Genomic DNA, 22752 nt, shown 5'->3' on the forward strand with positions numbered 1-22752 from the left:
GCGCTAATCCACCCCCACCACCGTGCTGCGCCGCTCCATCTGCACCACATCGCGCCACTGACCGGCCATGGGGCCGTGGCTCATCTTGCCGAGGCCGCGACGCACGCCGAGACGCTCGAAGCCGCATTGCTCGTGCAAGCGGATGGAGGAGGCGTTCTCGGCGAAGATACCAGCCGTCAGCGTCCACAGGCCTTCGGCCTCGGAGCCGTCAATCAAGGCCTGCAGCAGCGTCCGCCCGAGCCCCTGCCCGCGCGCGAATTCCGCGACATAAACCGACACCTCGCCGACACCGCCATAGACACAGCGCGAGGAGACCGGGCTGAGTGCGGCCCAGCCGGTGACCAGCCCGGCACCATCTGCCGAGACCAGCCGGGGCGCGGCGAGCTTGCTGTCGTCGAAATGGACCCAGTCCGGCGCGGCGCTCTCGAAGGTCGCATGACCGGTGGCAATGCCCTCGGCATAGATGGCGAGGACGTCAGGCGCGTCGGCGGGTGTCATGGGGCGGAGTGTGGTCATGGTAGTTCCGATTGCGAGCGGGGTTTCGCCCAGCAGGCCGCAAGCTCCACCGCAGGTCAACACCCTCCCTTGCTCCCGCCCTCAACACCCCCTATACCGCCGCACGACGTATCTGTGTGCCCTTGGCGACCCAGGAGACGGGATGAGCCGCGCGGAATTTTCCTACGACTTCCCCCACCGTCACCTTCTATCGGTGGCCGATCTCAACCCCGTTGATATCCAGATCATTTTCGAGCGCGCCGCGCATCACCTGGCGACCAACCGGACGCCGGACAAGCGCTCTGACGTGCTGCGCGGCCTGACCGTGCTCAACCTCTTCTTCGAGGCGTCAACGCGAACGCAAGGCTCGTTCGAGATGGCCGGCAAGCGACTGGGCGCCGATGTCGTCAATTTCGCGGTGGCCCACTCATCCGCCTCCAAGGGCGAGAGCCTGTCCGACACGGCGCGGACACTCGCGGCCATGAAGCCCGACATCATGGTCGTGCGGCATTCGGCGACCGGGGCGCCGCAGTTTCTCGCCGACCATACCGGCCTGTCCGTGGTCAATGCCGGCGACGGCATGCACGAACACCCGACCCAGGCCCTGCTCGACAGCTTTACCCTGTCGCAGCATTGGGGATCGGTCGGTGGCCGCCGCATCCTGATTGTCGGCGATATCCTGCACTCGCGCGTGGCCCGCTCGAATATCGGCCTGCTCAACATTCTCGGCGCCGAGATCCGCCTGTGTGCGCCGCCGACCCTGCTGCCCTCCGATGTCGACCAGTGGGGCTGCGACGTCTTCCACGATCTCGACGAGGCCCTGAAAGGCTGTGACGCGGTCATGGCATTGCGTCAGCAGCGTGAGCGCATGTCGGGCGGTTTCGTGCCGTCGGAACGGGAGTTCTTCCACCTGTTCGGTCTGACCCATGAGCGCCTCGAAGCCGCCTCGCCGGACGTGCTGGTCATGCATCCCGGACCGATGAATCGCGGTGTCGAGATCCATACCAAGCTGGCCGATGATCCCGAGCGCAGCGTGATCCTGGAGCAGGTGGAAAGCGGTGTCGCCGTGCGCATGGCGATCCTTGAACTGATCGGCGCCAATATCCGCAAGGAGGCCTTGGCATGAGTACCAGCCTGGCCATCACCAATGCCCGCCTTGTCGATCCGGCCTCCGGTCATGACGGCCCCGGCGGCGTACTGATCGAGGATGGCGTGATCGCCCAGATGGGCAATGAGCTGGACCTTGATGCCGCTGACGAGGTCATCGATGCCAAGGGCCGCATCCTCGCTCCCGCCCTGATCGACCTTCGCTGCGCCAAGGAACCGGCGCTCACCCCCGATGGGGAAACAATTGATACGCTGTGCGCGGCCGCCATGAGCGGCGGTTTCGGGACCATCGTGCTGGCGCCCAACGCCCGCTCACCACTGGACAAGGCGGACGGCTTTGCCGGCATGTCGCGCGGCCTGGCCCAGCGTGGCGTGCGCATACTGTCCGCCTGTGGCGCGACCCAGGGCCTGGCCGGCGAGCAAATGGCCGAGATCGGCCTGATGGTGCGTGGCGGCGCTGTCTATGCCGGCCAGGGGGATCGCCCGATTGCCGATACGCGCCTGATGCGCCGCCTCCTCTCCTATACCAGCCAGTTTGACATCTGGCTGGCCTGCCGGCCGGCCGACCCGGACCTGTCGACCGGCAGCGTGGTCATGGAAAGCGACTGGTCGGCCCGCATGGGACTGCCGTCGGAACCGACGGTGTCCGAACGGATCGCCATCGAGCGCGACGCGGCGCTGGCCGAACTGTCCGGCGGCAAGTTGATGATCGATCGCCTCTCGACCGCCGCCGGGCTCGATGCCCTGCGCCATGTCCGCAGCCGCGACCTCGAGATCGCGGCCACGGTCGCGGTTGCCCACCTGACCCTCAACGAAGTGGATGCCGGCGCCCTCGACAGTGCCTTCCGCATGGACCCGCCGCTGCGCGGCGAAGCGGACCGGCTGGCGCTGGTCGACGCTGTGGTCGCGCGCGAAATCGATGCGGTTGTCTCCGATCATCGCCCCACCCCGTTCGACGACAAGGCCGACCCGTTCGCCCTGGCGATGGCCGGGACGCTGAGCCTCGAGACCATGCTGGGCGCGATGCTGGGCCTGGTGCACGATGGTGAACTCGAGCTGATCGACGCCTTGCGCGTCATGACCTGTGGCCCGGCCGACCTGCTCGGCCTGCCGCAGGGGCGGATTTCGGTCGGTGCCCCGGCCGATCTCATTCTCATTGACGGTGACAAGCCCTGGGTCTGCCAGCCGGATGGATTTGCCTCGGCGCGCGGCAATTCGGCCTGGGCCGGCCGCCGTTTCCAGGGACGGGTCTTGCAAACCATCGTCGCCGGAGACACATTATACAACCCTTAGGTGCAAATTGACATGACCAGTCTTCTGATCGCGCTCGCCGCCGCCGGTGGCTACCTCTTCGGCTCCATCCCCTTCGGACTGGTGCTGACGCGCTTGGCCGGTCTGGGCGATATCCGCGCCATCGGGTCCGGTAATATCGGCGCCACCAATGTTCTTCGCACCGGCCGCAAGGACCTCGCCGCCCTCACCCTCATTCTCGATGCCGGCAAGGCCGGTATCGCCGCGGCGGTGTTTGGATACACGTTGGGCACGCAGGCGGGGCTTGTCGCCGGCGCCTTTGCCTTTGCCGGCCATTGTTTTCCGGTCTGGCTCGGCTTCAAGGGCGGCAAGGGTGTGGCGACCTTTGTCGGCACCATGCTGGTGGTGTTCTGGCCGGTCGGCCTGACGGTCATCGCGACCTGGCTGATCATGGCTGCGATTTTCCGCATCTCCTCGCTCGCCGCGTTGGCTGCAGCCCTCGCCGCACCGTTTGCCGCCCTCGCCTGGGGGCGGCCTGATGTGGCGATCATGGCGGGGGTGCTGACGCTCCTGATCTACTGGCTGCACCGCGCCAATATCGGTCGTCTGCTCAAGGGCGAAGAGCCCCGTATCGGCGGCAAGAAGACCGAAACGGAAGCCCATGACAGCGACGGGGACGACCCCGACACACCGGCGACATGACGCAGCCGGGGCCCAGCCACACCGAAAGGGTGATGTGGTTGCGCCTCGCGCGGACAAGAGGGCTGGGCGCGATCGGCTTCGCCCGGGCCATCGCCCATTACGGCAACGCCGCTGACGCCATTGATGATTTGCCCGCCCGGGCCCGGTCGGCCGGGCGTCGGGAGATCACCATCCCGTCCCGAGATACGGCCGAGGCCGAGATGGAGCAGATCGACCGGTTCGGCGCCCGTCTGATCACCGGCCTCGATCCGGACTATCCGGATCTGCTCGCCGCCATACCGGGACCGCCGCCCGTCCTCATTGTGCGCGGCGACCCGTCCCTGCTCGAACGCCCCGGCTGTGCCATGGTCGGCGCGCGCAACGCGTCTGCGGTCGGGCTGAGATTTGCCCGTGAACTGGCAAACGGGTTGGGGCGCGAAGGCGTGGCAGTGGTCTCCGGCCTCGCTCGCGGCATAGATGGTGCCGCCCATTCAGGCGCGATCGAGACCGGCACCATCGCCGTACTCGCCGGCGGCATTGACCACATTTATCCGCCCGAACATGCCGACTTGCACGCCCGGCTGGGCGAGCAGGGTCTCCTGCTGTCCGAAATACCGCTGGGCCAGACCCCGACGGCCCGGGACTTCCCACGCCGCAACCGCCTGATCTCAGGGCTGGCGCTGGGCACGCTGGTGGTCGAAGCCGCGCTTCGCTCGGGCTCTCTCATCACCGCGCGCTATGCCGCCGAACAAGGCCGCGAGGTGATGGCGGTTCCCGGCTCGCCGCTTGACCCGCGCGCCCGCGGCTCCAACCAGCTCCTGCGCGACGGCGCCCATCTGATCGAGTCGGTCGATGATGTGCTGGACATCCTGTCGAAAGCCCGCCGGCCTGAGCCTCCTGTTGGCGGCCTCGAAGACCTGCCAGCGGAGCGCCTCGCGGACCTCTTCCCGGACGATGAATCCGACCCGTCGCACCATGAAAGCCGGTCCGAGCCGACGGCCAGGACGCCGCTGGACCGCCTGCGGGCCCTGCTGTCGCCAGCTCCGGTCTCAGGGGATGAGCTGGCCCGCGCTGCCGACCTGCCGGTCGGTGAGGTGCAGGCAATGTTGTTGGAAATGGAAATGAGCGGGGAGGTCTCGACCCTGCCCGACGGCCTGGTTCAGCGGCGCCGCCAGAGCTGATTGAGTCGCTGCGACTCCATCTCGATATAATTGGCGGCCAGTTCGATCAGGCAGGCGCTCTGGCCATAACCATGCTGAAAGGCATCTTCACTCAGACGGCGGAGTTCGCGCGACAACCGGTCGGATTCCTCGGTCAACGGCATGAAGCCGGGCAAGGGATGCCCGAACAGGTCATGCCCGGGCCTTATCTTGCGACGCATACCGCCCTCCCTGGTCGAAGCGACGGTAAATTACAAACCGGGTAAATACAACCTTGAGTAATTATCCAGACAGGTGCGCCAGCAGAAGGTCGCGGGCTTCCTGCACCTGACGCGCCAACGCCGCCGATCCCTCGCCGGTATCGGGATGAAGTTTCTTCATCAAACGGCGGTGGGCGGCGCGGATTCCGTCCTCATCCACGTCTGCATCCACGCCCAGAATCTCTCGCGCCTCGGCGAGGCTCATGGCGTTGCTGGCAGAAGGCGCCGACCCGGTGGTCCGGCCCTGTCGCCCGGCCCGGCCAGGTCGCAGGACATCCCCCAACATGCCCAGCCCGAACAGGCCGATCGGACCGCCCAGGATAACGCCGCCGCGCAGGCTGATAAGCACGCCCGCCAACAAGGCGCCGCCGCCCAGGATGATCCGGACCATGCGCGCGGCCTTGGCGGTCTTCTGTCGGGAAAACCACCACGCCGCCCCCAACAGGACCATCAGAGCCAGAAATCCGAGGACAAACGGGACCATGTCAGAACGGGATGGTTTCGCCCTGGAGACCGGGCAATTTGAGGATGATCAACAGATCGCGCAGCTCCTGCCGGGCCGCGACATGGCTCATCGTGAAGGTCACCGTCGAGCCGCTCTCGGTCAGATCCAGCAGGGTCAGCCCCAGCGGGAAGAGCTCGCGATAGATGACCCGCTCGGCAAATCCTGGCGCCAGCCGGAAGCCAATCCGTTGCGACAGCATTTTGAGGCCGTCGCCGACGCGTCGCTTGTTGCGGGCATCCAGCATCGAGATCCGGTTGCGCATCACGACCCAGTCGATCGACCGTTTTTCAAGCTGGGCTTTGCGCTTGCGGCATTCCCACAGCATCTCGGAGTAAACGCTCGGCTTGCCGACCTCATAGCTTTCCGGGTCGATCTCGGCGAGCAGATCAAAATCGACAAAGCTGTCATTGACCGGCGTGATGACCGTGTCGGCGCTGGAGTGCGCAAGGCGTGAGTAGAGGGTGTCCGCGCCTGGCGCGTCGATGATGATGAACTCGCAACTGGTCTTCAGCCTGGTCAGGGCTTCGGAAAAGCGCTCGGTCTCCTCCTCTTCCACCAGGTCCAGATCGCGCTGGGCGCTGGGCGCCAGGACGATCTCCTCCGGGCGTGGCAGGGAAACGCGGTGACGTTCGCACCAGCGCTGCCGATTGGAAAGGTACCGACCGAAGCTGCGTTGGCGCAGGTCGAGGTCGATGGCGCCAACCGTCTTGCCCATGCGCAGAAGGGCGACCGCGAGATGCATGGCAACCGTGGATTTGCCCGCGCCACCCTTCTCATTGCCGACGACAATGACATGGGCGGCCTGGACGCCGTCACGAACGCGACCCAAGGGTCTGGCAGGCAAGCGAAAACCGGTCTGACTAGTCATCTCGTCCCAATCCGGACCACGGTCGGGCCGCCGCGTGCCGGCAGGCCCATGACGATTCTATTCGTCCGTGATCGCAGCCCTATCCGCCATGCGCCGCCCGGTGAAGTCAACCACGGCACAGTAGTCGCCGTTCGCCATCAGGTGCTGGCAGACAGCGCGTGCGGCAGCGGCCGAATCGAAAGGCCCGGCCTTCAGCCGCAAATAAGTCCCCTGCCCGGAAATGTCCGCTTCGCTGACCCTCGCCTCCAGCCCGGCGAGCAAATCGCCATGTGCAAGCACCAGCTCGTCCCAGCCTCGTTGCGCCGTCTCCAGCCGTCGATAGGAGGCAAGATGGACGCCGTGATAGAGACTGGGTGCCTCGGTCATGCCTTCGGGCGGCGGTGGCAGGTCAGAGGGGACCGGTCCCGGGGCCAGCGGCAACTCGACGGCCTCTCCCGGCGAATTGAGGGCCATGACGGCATTGGCCAGGGCCTGCAATTCGGGCGACACCGCATCAACCGCGTCCGGATCGAAGCGTGCCAGATGCGCCAGTTCCCGAGCGATGGCATCCGCCAGCCGGGCATTGCGCGTCGGGGCCACGGTGGCCACAGTTGCCCCGTCCGCCCCGGGCGAGGCCGTGGTCGTTGTGGCGCAACCGGCAACGGCCAGCGCGGTCATAAAAACAGTCAGTCGTTTCATGTCATTGTCTGTAGACGGCATCGCATCAATTGCCTGTATCATCGCTTATGATTATCCCCAAGCGACCCGTTGTGTGGACCCTCTCATGATTACGCAGCAAATCCCGCATGCCACCACGGTCTCCGCTCTCCGGACACGGGTCCGAAGCTGGCGCGACGACCGGCTGACCGTTGGCTTCGTGCCGACCATGGGCGCGCTGCATGAGGGGCATATCTCGCTGGTCCGCCTGGCCAAGGCCCAGTGCGACCGGGTGGTCGCCAGCATCTTCGTCAATCCGAAACAGTTTGCGGCAGGCGAGGATCTGGACGCCTATCCACGCACGCTGATCGATGACGCGGAGAAACTGACCGACGCCAGGTGTGATCTGATCTACCTGCCAACATCCGAGGCGATGTACCCGGACGGTTACAGTGCCGGCGTGACCCTGACAGGTCCGGCGCTGGGACTGGAGGCGGCGGTCCGCCCGCATTTCTTTGACGGTGTCGCCACGGTTGTCACCAAGTTGTTCAACCAGGTCCGCCCGGACATGGCCTTCTTCGGCGAGAAGGATTACCAGCAATTACTGGTGATACGCCAATTGGTGAAAGACCTCGATTTCCCGATCAACGTGCTCGCCGGTGAAACCGGTCGGGCGAAGGATGGCCTGGCCCTGTCTTCGCGCAATGCCTACCTAGACGCTGATCAACGTGCCCGGGCCAGCCAGCTCAATGTCATTCTCAAGGCCTTTGCAGCGGCGTTGGGGTCGGGGGCCGGACGGGCCGAGGCAACGGCGACCGCCCAGGCGTCCGCCCGGGCCGCGTTTGATGGCGTCGACTATGTCGAGGCCCGCTGCGCCGCGACGCTGGCGGAGCTGGACGACGGTCCGATCGACCGGCCCGCCCGGGTCTTGGCGGCAGTCAGGCTGGGTTCAACTCGCCTGATCGATAACATGGCCGCGAATCCACCTGCCTGATGCCGGTTTTCCGGTTAAGCTCGCCATCAAGGCCCACCGGGAGAGCCCGTTTCATGATTGCCCGCACCCTGACCCTTCTCGCGTTCTGGATCGGCCTGCCCCTGGCAGCCTGCGCGCAAGCGCCGGACATCATCCGGCCTGAAATCGTCGCCCGGTATCCGCACGATGCCAACGCCTTCACCCAGGGCCTGTTCATCCACGAGGGCGAGCTGTTCGAGAGTACCGGACGGGTCGGCCAGTCCAGCTTGCGCCGGGTCGACCTGGAGACCGGACGGGTGGAACAGAGCGTCGCCATCGCCCCGCCGGTATTCGGGGAAGGCTCAGCTCGCATCGGCGACGAGATTTACATGCTCAGCTGGGTGTCCGAGCGCGGTTTCGTGTTCGATGCGGACACGTTCGAACAGATCGACAGCTTCACCTATCCAGGCGAAGGCTGGGGGCTGACCCATGACGGAACCCACCTGATCCTGTCCGACGGAACTCCGGAGCTTCGCTATCTCGATCCGCAAACGATGACGTTGAGCCATACGGTGAATGTCACACTCAACGGACGCCCGATCCGGCGGCTTAACGAGCTGGAATGGATCGACGGCATGATCTGGGCGAACATCTGGGAGACCCGGTCGATCGTCCGCATCGATCCGGAGACCGGCGTGGTGGACGCGATGATCGACCTTTCGGCGCTTGTGCCGCCCGAGGTGGCCGGACGCCGGGATGCGGTCGCCAACGGCATCGCCTGGAATGCCCGGACCGGGCAGATTTACGTTACGGGCAAACTCTGGCCGGTCCTGTATGAAATCCGCTTGCCGGATCAGGCCAATTGACGACCGGACGACGTGAAAGTCCGACTAGGCCGCAACCGCACGCACCAAACTCAGGATCGATCAAACCGGTCTTCGGGGCCGCGATGGCATGGCGACTCGTGCTCGAACTGGACTGTATGGGCCAACGGCTTTAAGGGCCGACGACATCGGCTTTCCGATCCGGATGACCGACAATCCAGCCTATGACAGCCCGGTCGAAAGGCTCGTCATCGCCATCGGACTATCCGTCCTGTTGGTGACGCTACACTTGCGATGGTCCGGTGCCTTGCGCTGAGGCCACCGGTTCAGGCTGTTACCAGGCACCAAGCTCAAGCAGTTTCGCGCGCAGCTCGCCGGGCATGTCATCCCCGCCCTCGCCGCCGCCCGACAGATCACGCGGCGCATCCTCCGGCTTCAGATAGCGCCAGCCCTGAAACGGACGCCGCGGCGCGGCGGATGTGCGGATGATCTCGGGTGACATGATGATCGCACAGCGCTTGATCCCGTCAGTGCCGGTGACAGGCTCCAGGGCAATGATCTCGGAGCGGCACTGGATCGCCCCGGACATGACCCAGTAGAGCGATCCACCGGCCTCCACCTCGTCCTTGCGGGCCGGCGACATGCGGGTCACATGCATGGCCACTTCCGGCTCGCCGGCCGCGCGCCGAGCCGCCATCTCGCGATCCCGGTGCGCTTCCAATTCGTCCACCGAGGCGACGCCGACGCAGAGCTTGACGATATGCATGACCATGGCCTTGCAGTTAGGCCGACTCCGCTATGAGGTCAAAGGACCGGCGCGGCGCCAAGGTATTCGATCTCGGTAAAGGTCATTTCAAAATTCTGTTCGAAAACCTGGAAGGCGGCTCGGCCACTGACCTGTTGCGTGAGGCGGGTCCTGACCGGCGCCGGAATTCCGTCAAACACTGTGAACTCCTCGACGAATTCGAACGTGTTCACCCGGACCGCCATGTGCGGCTTGAAACTGTCCGGTGCCCAAATACGAACCTGAATCACCGTGCCCGGTTCTCGCAAGATGGTCAGCGCCCCGCGCAGGTTTTCAACGATCGCCGGATCTTCGTCGTCCATGCGGGGTTGGAACCGGAAAACAAGCGGGTCGGAAGACTCTTCGTCCAGCGCGAGCGACCCGGGCGCAATATCGCTGTCATCCGCGGAGAAAAACAGGCCGGAATAGGGTCCCTCGTCCACGTCGTCACGCCGCTGCAGTCCTGACCACATGCGCAATTGGGTGTCGGAAAGTTGGTCCCGAGCAGGCGACACCAGCTGCCATCGTTCGTCGTCTGGCTGGGTACCGTCGAAACGCCCGACCATGACGCCATCCTCATTGGTCAGGGTGACAACATAGCGCCACTCGCTTTCCTCGGTCTCAATATCGCCGCGGGACAGGACCGGGCCGAGTATCGGATGAACCGGGTCGTCAGACTGGAGCGCCTGTACGGACGATGCTGCGAGCCAGCCGAAGATGACCATCAGCGCAAAAACAGGTTTCATGATTTCAGATCCAACCAGCTCAATTGCTTGCACAGGCGCCAACCCTTGCCACAAACGTTCAAGCGAGGGGACCGCAAACCCCTCGCCTGACTGTATTGTCACGTCTTGGAAGGAGGCAAATGCGCCGTCAGGCGGCCTGGCGGTCGGTAAATCCGTCCGGCGCATCGGGGTCGATATCAAAGGTCCGTTCCGATTTCGGCATCGGCCGGGCCGGTTCCGGGAAAATGCGGACCTTCAACTTGTAGGCAAAGCTCAGCAGCTGCTTCAACAGGGCTCCCGGGCCGTCGGTCCGCGTCTCCTTTGGCGCATATCCGAATTGCCGGCGCAGAATCCCGTTGGCGAACAGGATCGCGTTTTTCAGGCGAGATTGCGGGGTCGAAATCTCGAACGGGACCGACACATTCACACCCGACTGGTTTTCGATCCGGTGTGGACCGTGCAGCGGCCAGTTGGCGGCCATGCCGGGGTGAAGATCGACGGTGAAGGCGTCCTTGTCCCATGCCGGATCGAAGGGAATGTCCTCGGTCTTGTCGTGATGCAGGACCGCCTCGACATCATCGGTATTGAGATAGGGCCGCGTGGCCGGATAGGTGCGGAAACGCTTCACGCCCCGCATGTGCCACAGCATGGTCTCGGAGACGTCGGAATGCAGGAAAACCTGCGCCGATGGCGAAGAGATCAGGATGCCGGCTTCCGCCACCAGCGGACGGAATGACGGGTCCGCCTTTTTCATGTCGGCCAACATGGCCTCGTAGATCGGACGGTATTCGGGGTCCCGGTCCATGGCATGACGCAGATTGATCCACAGCTTGCCCTTGCGGACCGCCTCGATCAGCTCCAGCCCGCTCAACGCGCCCGGATCCCCGGCCCGCCAGCTGTCATGATCGGTGGCGTCGTCGCCCATCGTGCAAAAATCGATCATCTCACGCGGGTGGCGTTCGATCAGTGCGGCCAAGGCGACGTCGGAAAAAGCGTGATGTTCATGGTAATTGTGGCGCACCGTAATGGGTTCGCGGCGAAATTTCCGCTTGCCGTCATCCGACCATGTCGACCCGAACTGATCCATATAGGTGTCACGCATTGATCCATCTCCCGTGATGTCACCCGGGGAGGAGCAAAACGCGTGCCGGTTTCGCGTGTGGGGAGAGTGGTCAGGCCGCCACGTCTTCCAGCGCCTCAAGCGCTACCAGCACGTCGCCTTCGCCGACCTGACCACCTACTTCGACGCTCAGCTCGCCGATCACCCCGTCACGTGGCGCCGCCAAGGCATGTTCCATTTTCATGGCTTCCAGCACCACCAAGGCCTGGCCCTTCTTGACGCTGTCACCGGGCTTCACGTTGACGGCCAGCACCTTGCCCGGCATCGGCGCCTTGATCACGTCACCGGCTTCCAGAGCGTCGGCTGCGGCTTCGGGATTTTCGAAGACATAGACCGTGGTCCGCCCCTGACAGGCAACCAGGACACCATTTTCAACCGGTTCACAAACGGCCCGCACGTCCTCATTATCGGCCCGTACCGTGAAGGCATAGCCTTGGCCGCTATCCTCGATGGCGAGGTTCTTGATCTCGGAAATCTCATCTCCCACGCGGACCGCAAGGCTTCGCCCGGCCTTTGTCAGCGAAACCGTGACAACCTCATCTGCCACCTCGAAACGGTGTTCGATCCGGGGCCGCGTATTCAGACGCCAGCCATCGGCAGCCTCGAATGGATCAAGCCCACCCCCGAGGATCGGCCGCAGATCGAGCGCACCCAACAGGGCAAAGGCACTGTCCACCGGGCGCACGACCGGCGGAATGAGTGCCTCGAGATTGGCCTCGATGAATCCCGTCGACAGGCGCGCCGCCAGGAATTCCTCGTGCAGGGTCGCACAGCGAAGGAAGGCGGCATTGGTGCGCACCGGGTAGACCACGAGTTCGTCAATCATCGCGGCAAGACTGCGCGCCGCATCGCCACGGGTTTCCCCATGGGCGATCAGCTTGGCAATCATCGGGTCATAATGCAGCGACACCTCGCCACCCTCTTCAACCCCTGTATCCACCCGTCGCCCGGCCCCCGCAGCTGGAAACTCGAGACGCTCCAGCGGGCCCGTCGATGGCAGGAATCCTGCGACCGGGTCCTCGGCATAAAGGCGCGCTTCCATGGCATGGCCATTCAGTCGGATTGCGTCCTGTTCAGGCACAGAGCCACCGGCAGCGACGTTCAGCTGCAACTCGACGAGATCGAGGCCGGTGACCATTTCGGTCACCGGATGCTCGACCTGCAGCCGGGTATTCATCTCCATGAAGAAGAAGCCGTCCTCGGACAGCTCACCCGAACCGTCGACGATGAACTCGACCGTACCGGCGCCGACATAATTGACCGCCTTGGCGGCATTGATCGCCGCCGAACACATGGCCTGGCGGACATTCGGTGTCATGCCCGGAGCCGGCGCTTCCTCGATCACCTTCTGGTGACGGCGCTGCAGCGAGCAATCACGTTCATAAAGATGGATCACCCGGCCGCGGCTGTCGCCAAAGACCTGGACCTCGATATGGCGCGGATTGGTGATGAATTTCTCGATCAGGACACGGTCATCGCCAAAGCTCTTCGAGCTCTCGCGCTTGCAGCTGTCCAGCGCTGCCGCGAAATCGGCGGCCGCCTCGACCTTGCGCATGCCCTTGCCGCCACCGCCGGCGACGGCCTTGATCAGCACCGGATAACCGATCCGGCCAGCCTCTGCGGCGAGGTGGTCCGGATCCTGGTTCTCTCCGTGATAGCCCGGCGTGACGGGCACGCCGGCGTCTTCCATCAAGGCCTTGGCGCGGTCCTTCAGGCCCATGGCCCGGATCGCATCGGCAGACGGGCCGACGAAGATGATATTGTTGTCAGCGCAGGCGTCCGCAAAAGCGGCATTCTCCGACAGGAACCCATAGCCGGGATGGATTGCATCGGCACCGGTGACGATGGCCGCCTCGATGATCTTGTCGCCCAGCAGATAACTTTCCGCGGCCGGCGCTGGCCCGAGCAGGATCGATTCGTCGGCCTCGCGCACATGCGGCGCGTCGGCGTCGGCCTCTGAATAAACAGCCACGGTGCGGATCCCCATCCGCTTGGCGGTCCGCATCACACGGCGGGCAATCTCGCCGCGATTGGCGATCAAAAGGGTGTTGATCATGATCCGGTCATCCCCGTGTTGTGGTCCAAAATCAGATAGTGTCCCGCGTCGGGTCTTTGCGCCGGTATTGCACAGCGGCGACCAGCACGAAACTGATGATCATCAGAAGATACCATGAGCCCAGCTTGGCCAGCGACACCATGTGCCAGTCCGCCTCCTGGCCTGGATAGGACCAGGCGCGGGCGAAGGTCCCAAGATTTTCGGCAAACCAGATGAACAGCGCGACCAGCAGGAAGCCGATCACCAGCGGCATCGGGCGATGGGCTTCGTCGGGTCGGAACCACACCACGCACCGTCCATAAATGGCGGCGGTCGCAATGAACAGGAGCAACCGGAAATCCGGCCCGTAGTGATGGGTGAAAAAATTGAGATAAACCGCTGTCGCGAGCGCAATTTGCATCCACAGCGCCGGGAAGCAGTCGAACCTGAACTCGAAAATGCGCCAGACCCGCGCGATGTAGGACCCAACCGCCGCATACATGAAACCCGAAAAGAGCGGCACACCCGCAATGCGCAACAGGCTTTCCTCCGGATAGACCCAGCTGCCGGCCTGGGTCTTGAAGATTTCCATGACCGTTCCGACCACATGGAAGATGGCGATGACCTTGGCCTCTTCCAGCGTTTCCAGCCGGGTCACGAGCAATGCCAGCTGGATCAGGATCGCGAAGATCGTGATCGCATCATAGCGAGCCAGCGCCGCATCGCTCGGGTACCAGAGAAAAGTCGCGACCAGCATGGCCAGCATCAACCCGCCGAACAGGCAGGCCCAGGCCTGTTTGACGCCGAAACTGGCGAACTCGAACAGTCCCAATGTCCAGGGCCCGCGCACCAGCCAGGCCCGCAGGGCAGCCCGGCGGGCGTGCAGGACGGCGCGGGGGTTGCAGGTTGGCAGCAGGGCTCCCTACTCCGCCCAGACCGGCTTGCGGCGTTCCAGGAAGGCGCTCAGGCCTTCCTTGCCCTCTTCGGAGGCCCGGCGTTTGGCGATCGCCTTGGCAGTGTGCACGGCCAAGGCGTGATCAATTTCGCGGCCGGTGACGTCATCGACGAGCGCTTTCGCGTCCGCGACCGCGCCCGGCGCGGCGGAGAAGGCCAGCTTGGCGAGATGTTCTTCCATCAGCGCCATCTCGTCCTCATTTTCGACTACATATTGGGCGAGGCCGATCTGGTAGGCGAAATTGCCGTCAAAGCCTTCGCCGGAGGCAAACAGCGCCCGCGCCCAGCGCGGCCCGATGGCCCGGATGACGAAGGGGGAAATCGTCGCCGGCGTGAGGCCGAGACGGACTTCGGAAAAACGGACCTTGGCGTCTTTCATGACGATGCCGACATCGCAGGCCGCCAGCAGCCCGGCTCCGCCGCCCATGGCCGCGCCCTGGACCAGTGCGACCGTCATCTGTGGCAGGTCATAAAGACGCTTGAGCATGGTCGCGAGCGCCATCGCGTCTTCTTCATTGTCGGCTTCGGTGTAGTGCGCCGCCGCCTTCATCCAGTCGAGATCGGCGCCGGCGGAAAAACTGCCGCCATTGCCGCGCAGGAAGACGATCCGGACCTCGTCGCCATTGGCGCGCAGCGTTTCGAACACATCCGACAGCTGGCTTATGACCTCGGCGTTGAAGGCGTTGTGCTTGTCGGGGCGGTTCAGCGTGACAACGGCCACACCGGCCGGGCTGACATCGAGCAGGACGGGGGCGTCGGACATGGCGGTCTCCAAACCAGCGGGCACATGAAATCAATCCCCTAGGCTTAGTCCCCCGACGCGTCGGCAACAAGCCGCTGGGCCACATATCCGCGTTGTCGCGATACGCCGCCGGCAGCGCACAAAGACAAACGGGCCGCCGGTTTCCCGACAGCCCGTTCATGCCCCCAGCCCGGCGCCGCCCCTACGGCGCCAGTGCAGCCGTGACGATCAATCGCCGCGGAAAACCAGGCCCTTGACCATCGACAGGATGATGATCGCCAGAAAATAGCCGATCGCCAGCGCGCCGAGATAGAGAAGATAGGGTGTCTGGGTGAATTGCTGGCCGAAGGCCGCAATATCGAAGTCCCCGGCACCGCCACCGCGCACCATCGGCATGACCACATCAACAATGACGTGGATGATCACACCGACAACGGTGAAAATCAGGATTGCGCCGAATTCGCGCATCAGGAGCGCCAGCACGAGCGCGATCACGCCCAGCTGAATTCCCAATGGCATCCAGTTCACTGCCGCGACACCGTCGCCGGCATGGGCCACCAGGCCCGGCATGAAGAAATCAATAGCGGGCTGGATATAGCCCATGATCTGATCGAGAAATTCCATTACGCGGTCCCCTTCCGCCTACAAACGCCGCGCTCACCTTACCCCAAGACGAGTGCGCAGCGTTAACGTTCTAGTGAAAAATTTGTCTTGGAAAGCGGGTTCTCCTGAGAGGCGAGTTTTATCAGCTTTTCATGACAACCCGTTTGATCGCGAAAAGAATTCCGATCACCACGAGATAGCCAACAAAAAGTACTCCGGCCTCGCGCCAGAAATGTGCTTCCAGAAGTGGTGGCAGGTGAAAGCCCCCGACCTCTGCAATCACCGGCGCCAGACGCTCCAGGATGATATGTGCGATGACGGCGCCCGCGGCCACGAACAACAGTCGCGACCACTTGGACAGGATGAGCGCCGACAGGACTGCGAGCAGCAATCCCAGCACCGCATTGACCTCGGCAAAACCCTCACGGGCAAGGCTCAGCCCCTGTTCCATAAACTCCGGCATACGCACCCCTCCCCGCAAGAAAACGCGGGTTGATGCCAGGAGCATTAACCGGAATTAACCCTTTGTCACCCCGGGCGGTAGATGAGTTTTACGGTGCCACAGCTTAGGTCTTATGGCGCCACTGCCTGCTCGTCCTGGATCTCGATCATCACTTCATTGCGACGGAACGGGGTTGGCACCCAGGGTGGGTCATACCGCGCATAGATCGGCGCCCCGATCATGACCTGACCCGTGTCGGACAGGTAAGCCGAGAGTTCCTCGGCCTTTGCCGCGAAGCGGGCATCAGAGGCCCCTCCGGAAAAGCGAATCACAGCAAGCCGCCGAGCCGGGACCTCCACAAGGGCGACACGCGGATCATCCGGGATGGGCAGAGTGTCCATGGTCCAGCGCGTGGGCATGATGAAGGACACCTGCCAAACACCATCGCCACTGCCCGACTGGGTGACCGGCGTGGTCATGGCGATTTCCTGGGATCGCGCCTGGGTGACCGGCGTGGTCATCGCAATCTCTTCCGCCCCGTCGCCATCGCGAGCGGTGTTGCCGCCGAAAATATATCCGGCGAGCGGCCGGAAGCCGGAGTTTCCGGCCCGGGCCATGGAGCCATCCACTTCAACCGTGGCTGAAATCTGCGGCGCATAATCGCGAAACTCGATCGCCCCGTCGCGAAACACGACCGCGTGTGGCGGCTCGTCGGCGGCATCGGCCGGAGCCGGCAGGGCGGCGAACAGGCCGATGGTAACGGGAATGAGTAGCGAACGGATGTCCATGGTGTGTCTCCTTGTAGAGACTCCTACGTCAGCCCACCCGGTCCGGATCTGTCCCGTCCCTACATCCTGAAAATACCGAACTTGGATTTCTCGATTGGCGCGTTCAGAGCCGCCGAAAGTGACAGACCCAAAACCCGACGTGTGTCTTCCGGCGCGATGATGCCGTCATCCCACATGCGGGCGGTCGAGAAATAGGGATTGCCCTCGGCCTCGTAGGCCTCGCGCACCGGTGCCTTGAAGGCCGCCTCGTCTTCCAGCGACCAGTCCTCGCCGCGCGCTTCCATGCCGTCACGCTTGACTGTGGCCAGTACGGCCGCGGCCTGTTCGCCGCCCATGACGGAGATGCGGGCATTGGGCCACATGAACAGGAAGCGCGGGGAATAGGCACGGCCACACATGCCGTAATTGCCGGCACCATAGGAACCGCCAATGATCACCGTGAATTTCGGCCCGCGATAGGTTGAAACGGCAGTGACCAGCTTGGCGCCGTCCTTGGCGATACCGCCCGCCTCGTATTTCGAGCCGACCATGAAGCCGGTGATATTTTGCAGGAAGACCAGCGGAATCCCGCGCTGGGCGCAGAGCTGGATGAAATGGGCGCCCTTCTGGGCACTTTCGGAAAACAGGATGCCGTTATTGGCGATGATGCCGACCGGCATGCCGTAAAGCCGGGCAAAACCGGTCACCAGCGTCTCGCCATAGAGCTTCTTGAACTCGTCAAACTCGGACCCGTCAACCAGTCGGGCAATGACTTCGCGGACATCATAGGGCGCGCGGATGTCGGCCGGGATCACCCCGCCCAGCTCGGCCGGGTCATGGGCCGGCTCGCGCGGCTCGGTGATGTCGAGATCGGTCTGCTTGACCGTATTGAGGGTGCCAACGATGCGGCGCGCCGTGTACAGGGCGTGTTCGTCATTGGCGGCGTAATGATCGGCGACCCCGGAGGTGCGCGCATGGACGTCGGCGCCGCCCAGATCCTCGGCCGAAATCACTTCACCCGTCGCGGCCTTCACCAGCGGCGGCCCGGCCAGGAAAATCGTGCCCTGCTTGCGCACAATCACGGTCTCGTCGGACATCGCCGGGACATAGGCCCCGCCCGCCGTGCACGACCCCATCACCACCGCGACCTGGGGAATGCCCTCGGCCGACATGTTGGCCTGATTGTAGAAGATGCGGCCAAAATGGTCGCGATCCGGAAAAACTTCCGCCTGGTGCGGCAGGTTGGCGCCGCCGCTATCGACCAGATAGACGCAAGGCAGGCGGTTCTGCATGGCGATTTCCTGGGCCCGCAGATGCTTCTTCACCGTCATTGGATAGTAGGCGCCGCCCTTGATGGTCGGGTCATTGCAGACCACCATCACTTCGCGGCCGGACACCCGTCCGATACCGGCGATCATGCCGGCGCCGTGGACATTGCCCTCATACATGCCATTGGCCGCCAGGGCCCCGATCTCGAGGAAGGGCGAACCGGGATCGAGCAGGCGCTCAACGCGGTCGCGGGGCAGAAGCTTGCCGCGGGACAGGTGTTTTTCACGGGACCGCTCGGATCCGCCCACCGCGGCCGCGGCGGTTCGCAGCTGCAGGTCGTCCACCAGTGCATCCATCGCGGCGGCGTTTTCACGGAAGGTCGCGGATGAGGTGTCGAGCGCGGAAACGATCTTGGTCATGGAGGCCCCGAAAGCAGCAATCGTTCTGGGTGATTAACCCGCGCATGGCGGTGAAGGCAAACAATCATGCATCCGATCAGCCCGGTCGGCGCATCTTGGTTCCGACATCGCCAGAACCGGGGAGAAATTCATGCGTGCCTTTCTTTGCAGCCTCATCACGGCCCTCACCATCGTGCCGGCCACATTCGCCCAGGAGGCCGAGCGCGTTGCGAACGGCCAGGTGATGGTGCTCGGCAGCTTCCATTTCACCGGCGGCGGTCAGGACATGATCAATCCGGAGGTCGATGATTTCCTCGCGCCGCATCGCCAGGCCGAGATCGCGGACGTGCTGGACCGACTGGAATCCTTTGCCCCGACCCGGATCGCGGTCGAGCTTCTTCCCGCCCATGAGGCCCGGTTCAATGAGCGCTATTCGCAATACCGGGCCGGGGAAATCGAGCTGGGGGTCAATGAGCGCCAGCAGATCGGCATGCGGCTGGCCGCGAGGCTCGGACATGACCGGCTGTATGCGGTCGATCATCCCGGCGGGATGGATTTCGAAGCGATGATGGGCGCAGCCGATGAGGCCGGACAGGACCGGCTGATGGCGGTCTGGCAGACCTATATTGCTGGCGTCCAGGCCCATATCGCAGCGACATCCGCGTCAGACCGGTCCGTGCTTGCGCGGATGATCAGCGAAAACGCCCAGCCGACCCGCGACATGCACGACCTTTATTTGCTGCTGGCCCAGATGGGCAGCGTCGACAACCCGGCCGGTGCCCGCGAAATGACCAATTGGTGGGGCCGAAATATCCATATCTTTGCCAATATTGCCCGTCTGGCGGAATCCGGCGAGCGGGTGCTCGTGATATACGGCTCCGGCCACAAGGCCTTGCTCGATGAGTTCGTCGGGGGCGCCCCGAATATCGAATGGGTCGACGCGCTGGACTATCTCGGAGAGACCGGCGGGGCGATCACGGACTGACCCGACACCTCCGGCAGTCGGCTTGGCACGCAGCGTCCCGTGTCGTATGGTTTCATGGTCGAACCGGGTGTCTGGATTCTTAATGAGTCCGGCATTTCGTTAAGACATGATTCAGTCCTCCCTCGCAGGCTGATAGGGAATGTAGCCGGATTGCGTTAGACTTGGTCCGGTCTCTTTTCGGAGGTGTTTATGCGCGTACAAGTACTTGTTACCGCCGCACTTTTTGCGAGCACCGCGGCGCAGTCACATGCCCAGACCGTGTCTGATTCGTCCGCCTGGCTTGAAGGCGTGACCGAAATCGAGCACTCCAGCGATGCCGCATGGCTGCGTTGGCGGGTTAACACCTCGAGCGCCGCCTCGGTGCCGATCCTGCTCACCGGCGAGCGGGATGATGTCTCGGAAATCTCCGCGGTTTCCGGCCAGGTGGACATTCACCCGTTCGGTGATGAGTTCTTCCTGTCGGCCGGCACCATCTCGCCACGCGGCGATCGCGCTATCCCGGCCTGGATGCGACAGCCCGACAGCCCGGCCTCGATGGCCTTTCCCCACGCCGAATTGTCGGAGGAGCTGTCCCGCTCGAATATCGACGCGCTGACACGCTATTTCGGCGCCGGCATCACGGTCCGCACCATCGACGCCTGGAGTGTCACAATGGAGGGCGGCGCCTACTTCCAGGATACCAGCGAAGACCAGATGATCCTGTTCGATCCGGAAACCGGCGAGCACATGCCGCTTCTGGAAGACCTCGACCGCATGGATGCCGAGGCTATCGGCGAATCACAATCCCGTTCGGTCCGCCCTGTCGCCCATCTCGTGCTGCGACGGCGTTTCTGATCGCTGGCAACGCCCGGATGGCCTGGACGGGATGGCGCTGACGGTCTGTCCCCCTTCATAAGCATCCGACACAGCCCTAGACTGCCAGACGATTCATCGTGCTGGCGGACCCATGCCCCTCAACCTTTCCTTCCTGCCTTTCCTCAACCGGGTTGAAAAATCCGTGCTCGACGCGGTCGAGCACGAGGTGGAATGGTTCTGCCTGCCGGCCGGTCAGATGCTGTTTCGCGAAGGTGACGATGCCGACGCCATCTACCTGGTGCGCTCGGGTGCCCTCGCCGCCTTCCGCAATGGTGCGCTCGGGCGGCCCGACCTGATCGGCTATATCCGCACCGGTGAACCGGTCGGCGAAATGTCGATGCTCGACGAAACCCCGCATTCGGCCAGCGTCTATGCCTTGCGTGACAGCGAACTGGTGCGCCTGCCCAAGGCCAGTTTCGAGCGTCTGACCAACAAGCATGCCAGCCTGATGCGGGAATTGTCGCGCATGATGCTGGCGCGTTTGCGGGGACCCCGTCGCGCGTCCGGATCCGAACCCAAGGTGTTCGCGCTCATCAGCACCTCGCCGACGATTGATCTGGACTACCGGTCCAAGGAGATCGCCTCGACCCTGTCCGGCATGGGTGTCCGCTGCGGCATCGCCGACGAGACCTGTGCGGACTGGTCCGGTCAGAAACTGGACGCGATGGAAGCGGAACACGACATCGTCCTGCTGACCGCACGTTTCTCGAATCCGGCCTGGGCCCGTCGGGCCATGGGCCGGGCCGACCGGATGTGGCTGTTTGCCCGCGCCGACGCCCGCCCCTCAACCCCGCTCCTGCCCGACGACCCGTCACCGGCGATGAAGCTCAAATTGCTGGACGTGGTGTTGCTGCACCCGGGCGGCGTCCTGGCGGCATCACGGCCGCAAGACTGGGCCAACGCCGCCGACGCGTCCCGCGTATTCCATTGGCGCCAGGATCATCATGTTGCCGATACCGCCCGGCTGGCCCGTACCCTGGCCGGCCGCTCGGTCGGACTTGTTGTGTCCGGCGGCGGCGCCCGGGCCTATGCCCACATGGGCGCCATCCGGGCCCTGCGCGAAGCGGGCATGCCGTTCGATTTTGTCGGCGGTGCGTCAATGGGTGCGATTATCGCGGCCGGTATTGCGCTGGACTGGTCCGATGACGAGCTTGAGCGGCGCATCCGCAAGGCATTCGTCGACTCCAACCCGCTCGATGACTGGACCCTGCCGGTGGTGTCGCTGGCCAAGGGCGAGAAGGTCGACGCACGGCTCAAGGAACATTTCGGCGAGGTCGAGATTGCGGAAATGGTCCGCCCCTTTTTCTGCCTGTCCTCAAACCTGGCGAGCGGCCGCCCCCAGGTACATCGCACCGGACTGCTGCGCCACGCGCTGCGCGCCTCGATCGCCATTCCGGGCCTGTTGCCGCCTGTCGTGGTACACGGACAGATCCTGGTCGATGGCGCGGTTTTCTCGAATTTCCCGGCTCGCGAAATGCGGGCCTTCCATCGCGGTCCGGTGGTCGGTGTTGACGTGACGCGCGCCCAGGGCCTCAACCCCGAAGACTTCGAGAACCCGCCGGGCTTTATCGAGTGGGTCCGCAAGAACGGCCTGAAATCCCCCCCGCCCATCGCCTCGCTTTTGATGCGGGCGGCAACAATCGGGGTCGCCGACCATCGCGACCTCGGCCGGGAGGCGGCGGATTTGCTCATCCTGCCGGAAACCTCCGTCGATATCCGCTCCTGGGACCGGTTCGAGGAAGTTCGCGATGCCGGCTATGACGCTGCCCAGGGCATGCTGGCCGGCATAGGTGACGAAATGCGGGTGACGCTGGGTCTCAAGGCGGCGCCTCAAAACGGCGGATAGTCGGCGTCCCAATGCATCAGTTCGATCGCCCGCTCGGCGGTTTTTCGACTCAGGCAGCTCGCTTGTTCCACCCGCTCGAGCGTGCCGCCCGCGTAAAGGCTGGCGAGGAACAGGCAGTCCTGGTCACGATGGGCGATCCAGCTTCTCTGAGCCTCGCGCAAGGTGACAACCGCTTCGCCGGCCAGGCTTTCCCGCAGCGCGAGATAGCTCTCATTCAGCCAGCGGTCCCAAGCCTCGAACTCTTCGCCGCGGCAGGTCAGCATCCCGGTCGTGGTCTCGCCATCCGCCGCCAGCTGTTCGCATGCCTGGCTGAACTCGCCAATGCACACTGCCCGGTCCGTCGCCGCCGGATGGCGGTACAGGCAGGCGTCGATCGTATCATAGGCCGACAGCCGGTCCATCCCGCCGGGCTGGGGCTCGGCCGGGGCAGAGCCGCACCCGGCGACCATCAGACCAACAATCAGTGCACACAAATATCGTCTCATGCG

25 protein-coding genes are annotated in these 22752 nt (G+C 64.0%); 9 read left to right on the forward strand and 16 right to left on the reverse strand.

Annotated features, from left to right (window positions below; genetic code table 11):
• Positions 1–3 precede the first annotated feature (3 nt).
• Positions 4–516, reverse strand: coding sequence for a GNAT family N-acetyltransferase (locus VOI18_RS05710; RefSeq protein WP_323761442.1), 513 nt, complete (start codon positions 514–516; stop codon positions 4–6).
• A 142-nt stretch (positions 517–658) separates the two neighbouring features.
• On the opposite strand from VOI18_RS05710, the gene VOI18_RS05715 reads away from it, so the two are divergent.
• The 4 genes from VOI18_RS05715 to dprA are packed head-to-tail and all read left to right on the forward strand — an operon-like array spanning position 659 to position 4715.
• A complete protein-coding gene (locus VOI18_RS05715) occupies positions 659–1621 on the forward strand; it encodes an aspartate carbamoyltransferase catalytic subunit (RefSeq protein WP_323761443.1) in 963 nt (320 codons plus the stop codon).
• Positions 1618–2895 (forward strand): dihydroorotase, encoded by a 1278-nt coding sequence (locus tag VOI18_RS05720; protein WP_323761444.1) that lies wholly within the window; start codon positions 1618–1620, stop codon positions 2893–2895. The genes VOI18_RS05715 and VOI18_RS05720 overlap by 4 nt, the downstream gene beginning before the upstream one ends.
• A gap of 12 nt (positions 2896–2907) precedes the next feature.
• The gene (gene plsY, locus VOI18_RS05725) at positions 2908–3555 is read left to right on the forward strand and encodes a glycerol-3-phosphate 1-O-acyltransferase PlsY (RefSeq protein ID WP_323761445.1); all 648 of its coding nucleotides are present in this window, start codon (positions 2908–2910) and stop codon (positions 3553–3555) included.
• Positions 3556–3587: 32 nt separating this feature from the next.
• Positions 3588–4715, forward strand: coding sequence for a DNA-processing protein DprA (dprA, locus tag VOI18_RS05730; RefSeq protein ID WP_323761446.1), 1128 nt, complete (start codon positions 3588–3590; stop codon positions 4713–4715).
• On the opposite strand, the gene VOI18_RS05735 is transcribed toward dprA, so the two are convergent.
• The 4 genes from VOI18_RS05735 to VOI18_RS05750 all read right to left on the reverse strand — a co-directional run bounded on the left by VOI18_RS05735 (position 4694) and on the right by VOI18_RS05750 (position 7005).
• Positions 4694–4915 carry a hypothetical protein gene (locus VOI18_RS05735; protein ID WP_323761447.1) on the reverse strand — a complete coding sequence of 74 codons (222 nt, stop codon included), beginning with the start codon at positions 4913–4915 and terminating at the stop codon, positions 4694–4696. The genes dprA and VOI18_RS05735 overlap by 22 nt on opposite strands.
• 61 nt (positions 4916–4976) lie before the next feature.
• On the reverse strand, positions 4977–5405 hold the full coding sequence (locus tag VOI18_RS05740) for a J domain-containing protein (RefSeq protein ID WP_323761448.1): 429 nt from the start codon (positions 5403–5405) through the stop codon (positions 4977–4979).
• A 34-nt stretch (positions 5406–5439) separates the two neighbouring features.
• A complete protein-coding gene (locus VOI18_RS05745; RefSeq protein ID WP_323761449.1) occupies positions 5440–6327 on the reverse strand; it encodes a division plane positioning ATPase MipZ in 888 nt (295 codons plus the stop codon).
• 57 nt (positions 6328–6384) lie between these two features.
• Positions 6385–7005: an SPOR domain-containing protein gene (locus tag VOI18_RS05750; RefSeq protein ID WP_323761450.1), complete on the reverse strand. Its 621-nt coding sequence runs from the start codon at positions 7003–7005 to the stop codon at positions 6385–6387.
• 85 nt (positions 7006–7090) lie between these two features.
• Between VOI18_RS05750 and panC the strand changes: the two genes are divergently transcribed.
• Together panC and VOI18_RS05760 are read left to right on the forward strand one after the other, a co-directional pair.
• Positions 7091–7957, forward strand: a complete 867-nt coding sequence (gene panC / locus VOI18_RS05755; RefSeq protein WP_323761451.1) for a pantoate--beta-alanine ligase — start codon at positions 7091–7093, stop codon at positions 7955–7957.
• A gap of 53 nt (positions 7958–8010) precedes the next feature.
• Positions 8011–8781 (forward strand): glutaminyl-peptide cyclotransferase, encoded by a 771-nt coding sequence (locus tag VOI18_RS05760; RefSeq protein ID WP_323761452.1) that lies wholly within the window; start codon positions 8011–8013, stop codon positions 8779–8781.
• Positions 8782–9073: 292 nt separating this feature from the next.
• Here the strand turns inward: VOI18_RS05760 and VOI18_RS05765 are convergent, their stop codons facing one another.
• The 10 genes from VOI18_RS05765 to VOI18_RS05810 all read right to left on the reverse strand — a co-directional run bounded on the left by VOI18_RS05765 (position 9074) and on the right by VOI18_RS05810 (position 18599).
• A complete protein-coding gene (locus VOI18_RS05765) occupies positions 9074–9505 on the reverse strand; it encodes a DUF1489 domain-containing protein (RefSeq protein ID WP_323761453.1) in 432 nt (143 codons plus the stop codon).
• Positions 9506–9543: 38 nt separating this feature from the next.
• Positions 9544–10269, reverse strand: a complete 726-nt coding sequence (locus VOI18_RS05770; protein ID WP_323761454.1) for a hypothetical protein — start codon at positions 10267–10269, stop codon at positions 9544–9546.
• Positions 10270–10396: 127 nt separating this feature from the next.
• On the reverse strand, positions 10397–11350 hold the full coding sequence (locus VOI18_RS05775; RefSeq protein ID WP_323761455.1) for a hypothetical protein: 954 nt from the start codon (positions 11348–11350) through the stop codon (positions 10397–10399).
• A gap of 70 nt (positions 11351–11420) precedes the next feature.
• On the reverse strand, positions 11421–13424 hold the full coding sequence (locus tag VOI18_RS05780) for an acetyl/propionyl/methylcrotonyl-CoA carboxylase subunit alpha (RefSeq protein ID WP_323761456.1): 2004 nt from the start codon (positions 13422–13424) through the stop codon (positions 11421–11423).
• A 31-nt stretch (positions 13425–13455) separates the two neighbouring features.
• Positions 13456–14253, reverse strand: a complete 798-nt coding sequence (locus VOI18_RS05785) for a DUF817 domain-containing protein (protein ID WP_323761457.1) — start codon at positions 14251–14253, stop codon at positions 13456–13458.
• A 72-nt stretch (positions 14254–14325) separates the two neighbouring features.
• On the reverse strand, positions 14326–15120 hold the full coding sequence (locus tag VOI18_RS05790; protein WP_323761458.1) for an enoyl-CoA hydratase-related protein: 795 nt from the start codon (positions 15118–15120) through the stop codon (positions 14326–14328).
• Between the two features lie 207 nt (positions 15121–15327).
• A complete protein-coding gene (locus VOI18_RS05795; protein ID WP_323761459.1) occupies positions 15328–15723 on the reverse strand; it encodes a hypothetical protein in 396 nt (131 codons plus the stop codon).
• A 121-nt stretch (positions 15724–15844) separates the two neighbouring features.
• Positions 15845–16165: a hypothetical protein gene (locus tag VOI18_RS05800; RefSeq protein ID WP_323761460.1), complete on the reverse strand. Its 321-nt coding sequence runs from the start codon at positions 16163–16165 to the stop codon at positions 15845–15847.
• 110 nt (positions 16166–16275) lie between these two features.
• Positions 16276–16932, reverse strand: a complete 657-nt coding sequence (locus tag VOI18_RS05805) for a heme-binding protein (RefSeq protein WP_323761461.1) — start codon at positions 16930–16932, stop codon at positions 16276–16278.
• Between the two features lie 59 nt (positions 16933–16991).
• Positions 16992–18599: a carboxyl transferase domain-containing protein gene (locus tag VOI18_RS05810; RefSeq protein ID WP_323761462.1), complete on the reverse strand. Its 1608-nt coding sequence runs from the start codon at positions 18597–18599 to the stop codon at positions 16992–16994.
• A gap of 130 nt (positions 18600–18729) precedes the next feature.
• On the opposite strand from VOI18_RS05810, the gene VOI18_RS05815 reads away from it, so the two are divergent.
• The 3 genes from VOI18_RS05815 (at position 18730) to VOI18_RS05825 (ending at position 22264) form a co-directional block, all read left to right on the forward strand.
• Positions 18730–19563 carry a DUF5694 domain-containing protein gene (locus VOI18_RS05815; protein ID WP_323761463.1) on the forward strand — a complete coding sequence of 278 codons (834 nt, stop codon included), beginning with the start codon at positions 18730–18732 and terminating at the stop codon, positions 19561–19563.
• Positions 19564–19752: 189 nt separating this feature from the next.
• Positions 19753–20397 carry a hypothetical protein gene (locus VOI18_RS05820; protein ID WP_323761464.1) on the forward strand — a complete coding sequence of 215 codons (645 nt, stop codon included), beginning with the start codon at positions 19753–19755 and terminating at the stop codon, positions 20395–20397.
• A gap of 112 nt (positions 20398–20509) precedes the next feature.
• The gene (locus VOI18_RS05825) at positions 20510–22264 is read left to right on the forward strand and encodes a patatin-like phospholipase family protein (RefSeq protein ID WP_323761465.1); all 1755 of its coding nucleotides are present in this window, start codon (positions 20510–20512) and stop codon (positions 22262–22264) included.
• Here VOI18_RS05825 and VOI18_RS05830 read toward each other — a convergent pair.
• Positions 22249–22749, reverse strand: coding sequence for a lysozyme inhibitor LprI family protein (locus VOI18_RS05830; RefSeq protein WP_323761466.1), 501 nt, complete (start codon positions 22747–22749; stop codon positions 22249–22251). The genes VOI18_RS05825 and VOI18_RS05830 overlap by 16 nt on opposite strands.
• Between the last annotated feature and the right edge of the window lie 3 nt (positions 22750–22752).

It is taken from the genome of Maricaulis sp. (genome assembly GCF_034670125.1).
GTDB lineage: Bacteria > Pseudomonadota > Alphaproteobacteria > Caulobacterales > Maricaulaceae > Maricaulis.